This window comes from Saccharospirillum sp. (genome assembly GCF_040881935.1).
In the GTDB taxonomy this organism is placed as follows: Bacteria; Pseudomonadota; Gammaproteobacteria; order Pseudomonadales; family Natronospirillaceae; genus Saccharospirillum.
The window spans coordinates 1-6,546 of sequence record NZ_JBBECH010000014.1 but is presented as its reverse complement, the minus strand read 5'-3'; the positions used below and the strand labels follow the sequence as shown (position 1 = coordinate 6,546).

The window sequence follows — 6,546 nt, the reverse complement described above, 5'->3', positions numbered from 1 at the left end:
TACCCGGTATCCGGTGCGGGCCATCACCTCCGAGGCGACCCGAACTCCGAAACCTGAGTTGTTGATTCTGCCAACAAGGCCAAAGACAGCAACCGAATAGCCCTTTATACTCCCGCGCCATGGCCAAGAAACCAACTCAATCCCGCTCCGGCAGCACCCGCCGCCGCTCAGCACCCGAACCCGGTACCAGCCGTCGCGACAAGGCTCCAAAAAGCCGCCGTGGTGCGCTGTGGCGTTGGCGCCTGTTTCAGTTAAGCACAGTCGGTGCGGCCGTGCTGATCGCCTGGATGTTTTATTTGAACGCCGTGGTGCGGGAGCGCTTTGAAGGTCAGCGGTTTACCGTGCCGGCCCGGGTGTACAGTGAGGCACAGGAGCTCTACGCCGGTGCGCCGGTCAGTGCCGACCAGGTTGAATCTCTGTTGCAGGCGCTGGGTTATCGACAAACTGGCGAACTCGGTCAGTCGGGTCGTTATTTGCGTCGGGGTCAGACCTTATCGGTACACACCCGCGGGTTTGATTTCTATGACAATTCGGAGCCGGGGCGCCGATTAGAGCTCGATTTCAGCCAGGGCAGCCTGGTGAATCTCGGGACGCTGGCAGGCCAGCCTGTTCTGGTCGCCCGGCTCGACCCACTCTATATCGGTCAGATTTATCCGGGCAGTGGGGAAGACCGTTTGCTGCTGCCATTGGATGAAGTGCCACGGTCGCTGATCGATGGCCTGATTGCCGTCGAGGACCGGCGTTTCTACCAGCACTGGGGCGTCTCACCGGTTGGAATAGCCCGGGCGCTGTGGGCCAATGTCACCTCGGGGTCCATCGCCCAGGGCGGAAGTACGCTAACCCAGCAGTTGGTCAAGAATATGTTCCTGACCGCTGATCAGACGCTGTGGCGCAAAGGCAACGAAGCGTTGATGGCGCTGTTGATGGAGTGGCATTACAGCAAGGAAGAGATTCTCGAAGCCTACATCAACGAGATTTACATCGGCCAGCAAGGGCGCCGGTCAATCAACGGGTTTGGGCTGGGCGCTCAGTTTTTCTTTGGTAGCCCGCTGCGTTCGCTCACTATTCATCAGCAGGCATTGCTGGTTGGGCTGATTAAGGGGCCTTCGTATTACAACCCCCGGCGCAATCCGGACCAGGCGATGGCCCGTCGCAATGTGGTGCTGTCGGTCTGGCGCGAAGCCGGTGTGATTACCCAAAATGAATACGACCGCGCGCTGGCCTCTGGTCTTGATGTCAGCGCGGTGCCCGGTGATGCCAGCTACCCCGCCTTTATGGATTTGGTCCGCAGGCAACTCGATCAGGGGTACCGGCGTCAGGATTTACTGGCCGAGGGGCTGACTATTTTTACCACGCTCGACCCTCTGGCACAGAACCACCTGGAAACCGTGTTGCCGACTGGCCTTGCCGCGCTGGAGCGCAGTTACAGCCTGGCAGATGATACGCTTGAAGGCGCAGCCGTGGTAACGCGGCCGTCCACTGGCGATGTGCTGGCCATTACCGGCGGTCGTGAACCCGAGCTGGCCGGGTTTAACCGGGCGCTGGACGCGCGCCGCCAGGTAGGTTCCCTGATGAAACCGGCGGTCTATCTGGCCGCACTGGAAGCTGGCTATACCCTGGCGTCGCCAGTCAGCGATGCGTCGGTGCAGGTAGCCTCAGCCGATGGTGATGTCTGGGAGCCGAAAAATTTCGATTTGGAAAGTCATGGCTCACCTTTGTTGGTAGATGCGTTTTCCAACAGCTACAACCAGGCCACCGCGCGCCTGGGCATGGAAGTGGGCCTGGCCGAGGTGTTTGATGTGATCGACCGTCTCGGGGTCGATGAACGGTTGCCAGCCGTACCAGCCGTCATGCTGGGCGCGGTGGATTTGTCGCCGTTTCACGTTGCGCAGATGTACCAGACCATAGCGGGTAATGGCTTTTACAGCCCGCTGAACGCTATACGTGCCGTGGTGCACCCGGACAACGGTGTGCTGCAGCGGTTTGATTTGCGGGTTGAACAACGCTTTGCACCCGAACAGATGTATCTGATTCAGGAAGCCCTGCACCGGGTCACCCTTGAGGGAACCGCACGCAGTTTGCAGTGGCGCTTGCCGCAGAGCTGGTGGCTGGCGGGCAAGACCGGCACCACCGACGACAACCGGGATGCCTGGTTTGCCGGCTACAGCAGTGACCGTCAGGCGGTAGTCTGGGTGGGTCGCGATGGTAACGAACCAACACCGCTGACCGGTTCCACCGGCGCCCTGCCAATATGGGCAGACATCATGGCTGGTTTGAAGCCGAACCAGGAGCGGCGCGGGCAGCCGGCCACCGTGGTCAAAGTGCCGGTCAACGCGCGTGGTGCACAGGTCAGTGAGCGCTGTGACGGCGCCCGGGAGTTGCCGTTTCTGGCCGGGACGGAGCCTGCTGACCGGCGTGGCTGTGATGCCGATCCTCAATCACCCGACGATAGCGGAGGTGGCTTTTGGCAGCGACTGTTCAATTAACGCACCCTAACGGCCACCACTGGGCCCGCCTGCTGAGCGTATTGGTGGCCCTGTGTTGGTTTTCCGGATGTGTCTCGGTGCCTGACCAGGCACCCGACGATCAGCGATTGAGCACCTGGCAGCGCCAGGAAGAGCGGACCGGGCAGCTTCCAGACAGCACGCCGCCCAGTCGTGATGACCTGGTCGATTCATTGCAGCGTTCGGCCCGGGAGCGGGCCGCCGTTGGTCAGTGGAGCCAGGCCGAAGCGTTGGTTTTACGGGCACTGCGGATGGAACCTCAGGCGGCGGATCTGTACTTGCAACTGGCCGAACTCAAGAACCGTCAGGGGGATGCTATTGGCGCCACAGAGATTGCGCGTAAGGGCCTGACCTATGCTGATTCTGGCAGTGCTGTTGCGGCTGATTTGCAGAGGTTGGTGCAGCCCGAATAGCCTGTAATGGCCGTTGTAGAGCCTGGGCAGTCGAGTGGGTCATTTAACCGGCAAGGCAGGCCGCAGCTGAATGGCTGCGGCCCAGGTGGTCAGCGATTGATGTACGGCAGACGGTGTTCATCGATCCCGAAGCAGGCGACGGAGGATTCGCCGTTCTGATCTTTCAGGATCGGGGTTTCGACCTTGCAGCGCTCGTTGGCAAATTCGCACCGCCCGTGAAAGGCGCAGCCGCTGGGTGGATTCAATGGCGACGGCAATTCACCGGTTAGCTGGATTTTTTCAATACGGTGCTCTGGGTCAATGCGCGGTGTCGACGACAACAGCGCCCGGGTGTAAGGGTGTTGGGGGTGTGTGAAGATGTCTTCAGTGACCCCGTACTCCACCACCTTGCCGAGATACATCACCATCACCTTGTCGGCGATGTGTTCAACCACCGACAAATCGTGTGAGATAAACACATAGGCCAGATCCAGCTCCTGCTGCAGGTCCATCATCAGGTTCAGCACCTGCGCCTGAACCGACACATCCAGAGCCGAGACCGGTTCGTCGGCAACCACCACTTTGGGGTTCATCATCAGGCCGCGGGCAATGGCAATACGCTGGCGCTGCCCGCCCGAGAACATGTGCGGGTAGCGGTCGTAGTGTTCGGGCTTCAGCCCCACCTTTTGCAGCAGGTTCAGCGCGCGTTCCTTGCGTTCGGCCTTGGTCAGCTTGCCGTTGATCACCAGCGGCTCTTCCAGAATGGACCCGACTTTTTTGCGTGGGTTCAGTGAGCCGTAAGGGTTCTGGAAGATGATCTGAATACGCTGGCGCAGTTCCTTGCGGGTTTCCCGGTCGAGCGTCAGCAGGTTAGTCCCTTCGAAGTTCAGTTCTCCTTCGGTGGGCAGTTCAATCATGGTTAGCAAACGCGCCAGAGTTGATTTGCCGCAGCCAGATTCACCGACGACCGCCAGCGTCTTACCCGCTTCGACTGAAAAATTAACCCCGTCCAGCGCCTTCACCAGACCCATGGGTTTCATAAACCCCTGCTTGACCGGGTAATGCTGCTTGAGGCCGACGCCGCTCATGATCGGTACTTTTTTTGTCGGTTCTGCGGAGGATGTCTGGCTAATTACCTGTTCACTCATACGTCGGTCTCCCGGATTCATCCAGCGGGTAGAAACATTTCACCTGGCGACCCAGCGGGCCCAGTTGCCCGGGTTCTTCGACCTGGCAGCGTTCGGTGGCGTAAGGGCAGCGCGGGTTCAGCAGGCAGCCGTTCGGCCGGTCGTTGGCCCCTGGTACCACACCGGGCAACGCATTCAGGCGGTCCTTACCCTTTGATGATTCAGGCAGTGAGTTCATCAGCGCCTGGGTGTAGGGATGCTTGGGCGCCTTGAAAATTTCGCTCGCAGGTCCGCTTTCGACAATCTGGCCCGCATACATCACCACGACCCGGTCGGCGGCTTCGGCGACCAGCGCCAGGTCGTGAGTGATCAGCATCAACCCCATTTGCTTTTCGCGCTGCAGTTTCAGCAGCAGTTCAATGATCTGCGCCTGAATGGTTACATCCAGCGCGGTGGTCGGTTCATCGGCGATCAACAATTTCGGATCGCAGGCGATGGCCATGGCAATCATCACCCGTTGGCTCATGCCACCAGAGAGTTGATGCGGGTAACTGTTGATGCGGCTTTCCGGCGCCGGAATGCCCACCTGACGCAGCAGGTCGATGGCCTTGGCCAAGCGTTCTTTCTTGCGCCCGCCCTGATGGACTTCAATGGCCTCCATAATCTGATCGCCCACGGTGTAGCTGGGGTTCAAGGAGGTCATCGGGTCCTGAAAAATCATCGAAATTTCATCGCCGGTGATCTTGCGCCGGGCTTTTTCATTCAGGGTCTGCAAATCGGTCGTTTTAAAGCGCAGTTCATCAGCCGTAACGCGGCCCGGAAAGTCGATCAGGCCCATCAGTGCCAGTGACGAAACACTCTTGCCCGAACCGGATTCACCGACGATGCCCAGCACTTCACCTTCTTCAATGTGAAAGCTGATGCGGTCGACGGCCTTGAACGGATTGCCATGAGTACCAAAGGCCACCGACAGGTTATGTACGACCAGGAGGCTCTTATCAGTCTCTGTCATGTCGGTCTCCTATTGTTTCAGTTTCGGGTCGAGGGCATCGCGCAGGCCATCACCCATCAGGTTAAACGCCAGCACGGTCACCAGAATGATCAGGCCGGGGAAGGTCACGACCCACCAGGCGCTCTGAATGAATTCCCGTGCGGTTGCCAGCATTGAACCCCATTCGGGCAAAGGCGGCTGTGCGCCGAGACCGAGAAAACCGAGTGCCGCCATATCCAGAATGGCGTTGGAGAAACCGAGTGTGGCCTGCACAATCAATGGTGCCAGGCAATTTGGCAGAATGACGATAAACATCAGACGTAAGGCACCGGCACCGGCTACGCGGGAAGAAATCACATAGTCTTTATTGATTTCGGACAGCACTGAAGCCCGGGTTAGCCGGACATAGTGCGGCAGGTACACCAGTGACAGCGCAAGCCCTGAATTGACAATGCTCGGGCCCAGAATGGCGACGATGGCGATGGCCAACAGCAGCGCTGGCATCGACAGCAAAATGTCGGCAAAGCGCATAATGGCCATGTCGACAAAACCACCAAAATAACCGGCGATGAGCCCAAGGCAGATGCCCAGTACCAATGAGACGGTCACAATAACCAGACCAATCAACAGCGATAGCCGGGCGCCATGAATCAGGCGCGACAGAATATCCCGGCCGACGCCGTCGGTGCCGAGCCAGAACTGGGCGTTACCGCCTTCGGTCCAGGCAGGTGGCGCCAGAATGAAGTCCCGGAACTGTTCATGCGGGTGATGCGGTGCGACCAGATCGGCAAAGATCGCCAGAAGAACGATGAAGACGATAAAACAGAGGCCAATCAAGGCGCCCCGGTTCTGAATAAAGTACGACCAGAATTCGGCCAGAGGCGTTTGTGGCAACTGAACCAGATTCTGGGTATTGGAAGTCATTGTCATGTGCTGGCTCCTTACTTGCTGTGACGTACGCGTGGGTTAACCACGCCGTACATAAGGTCGACCAGCAGGTTGACCAGAATGATGATGGTCGCAATCAGCAACAGACCGCCCTGAACCACGGGGTAGTCGCGCCGACCGATGGATTCAACCAGCCATTTGCCGATGCCAGGCCAGGCGAAAATGGTTTCGGTCAGAATGGCACCACTGAGCAATAGCCCCACCTGCAATCCCATTACGGTGATCACCGGAATGAGCGCGTTGCGTAAGGCGTGTTTGACGATAATTCGTGGTTTGGACAGGCCTTTGGCTCTTGCGGTGCGGATGTAATCTTCTCCCAATACTTCCAGCATTGAGGAGCGGGTCATACGGGCGATGACGGCCATCGGAATAGTGCCCAGTACAATAGACGGCAAGATCAGATGTTGCAGTGCAGACAGGAAAGCCCCGTCTTCTTCCGATAGCAGGGTGTCTATCAGCATAAAGCCGGTCACTTCATCAACCCAGAAATACACATCCAGTCGACCGGATACAGGCGTCCAGCCCAAATTGACGGAGAACAATAATATGAGTAGCAACGCCCACCAGAATATGGGCATCGAATA

General features: G+C 58.4%; 6 protein-coding genes. 2 read left to right on the top strand and 4 right to left on the bottom strand.

The features are described from left to right. Positions 1-119 precede the first annotated feature (119 nt). Both mrcB and WEB54_RS01215 read left to right on the top strand, forming a co-directional pair. A complete protein-coding gene (mrcB, locus tag WEB54_RS01220) occupies positions 120-2,486 on the top strand; it encodes a penicillin-binding protein 1B (RefSeq protein WP_368052826.1) in 2,367 nt (788 codons plus the stop codon). After that, entirely contained in the window at positions 2,465-2,917 is a 453-nt protein-coding gene (locus tag WEB54_RS01215) for a hypothetical protein (protein WP_368052825.1), read from the top strand. Before mrcB ends, WEB54_RS01215 begins: the two co-directional genes overlap by 22 nt. An 89-nt stretch (positions 2,918-3,006) precedes the next feature. Here WEB54_RS01215 and WEB54_RS01210 read toward each other — a convergent pair whose 3' ends face one another. The 4 genes from WEB54_RS01210 to WEB54_RS01195 form a co-directional block, all read right to left on the bottom strand. After that, positions 3,007-4,044 carry a peptide ABC transporter ATP-binding protein gene (locus WEB54_RS01210; protein ID WP_368052824.1) on the bottom strand — a complete coding sequence of 346 codons (1,038 nt, stop codon included), beginning with the start codon at positions 4,042-4,044 and terminating at the stop codon, positions 3,007-3,009. Next, positions 4,037-5,035: a dipeptide ABC transporter ATP-binding protein gene (gene dppD, locus WEB54_RS01205; RefSeq protein WP_368052823.1), complete on the bottom strand. Its 999-nt coding sequence runs from the start codon at positions 5,033-5,035 to the stop codon at positions 4,037-4,039. The genes WEB54_RS01210 and dppD overlap by 8 nt, the downstream gene beginning before the upstream one ends. Positions 5,036-5,044: 9 nt before the next feature. Then, a complete protein-coding gene (gene dppC, locus WEB54_RS01200) occupies positions 5,045-5,938 on the bottom strand; it encodes a dipeptide ABC transporter permease DppC (RefSeq protein WP_368052827.1) in 894 nt (297 codons plus the stop codon). Positions 5,939-5,955: 17 nt separating this feature from the next. Beyond that, on the bottom strand, positions 5,956-6,546 hold a 591-nt coding region (locus WEB54_RS01195), incomplete at its 5' end, for an ABC transporter permease subunit (RefSeq protein ID WP_368052822.1).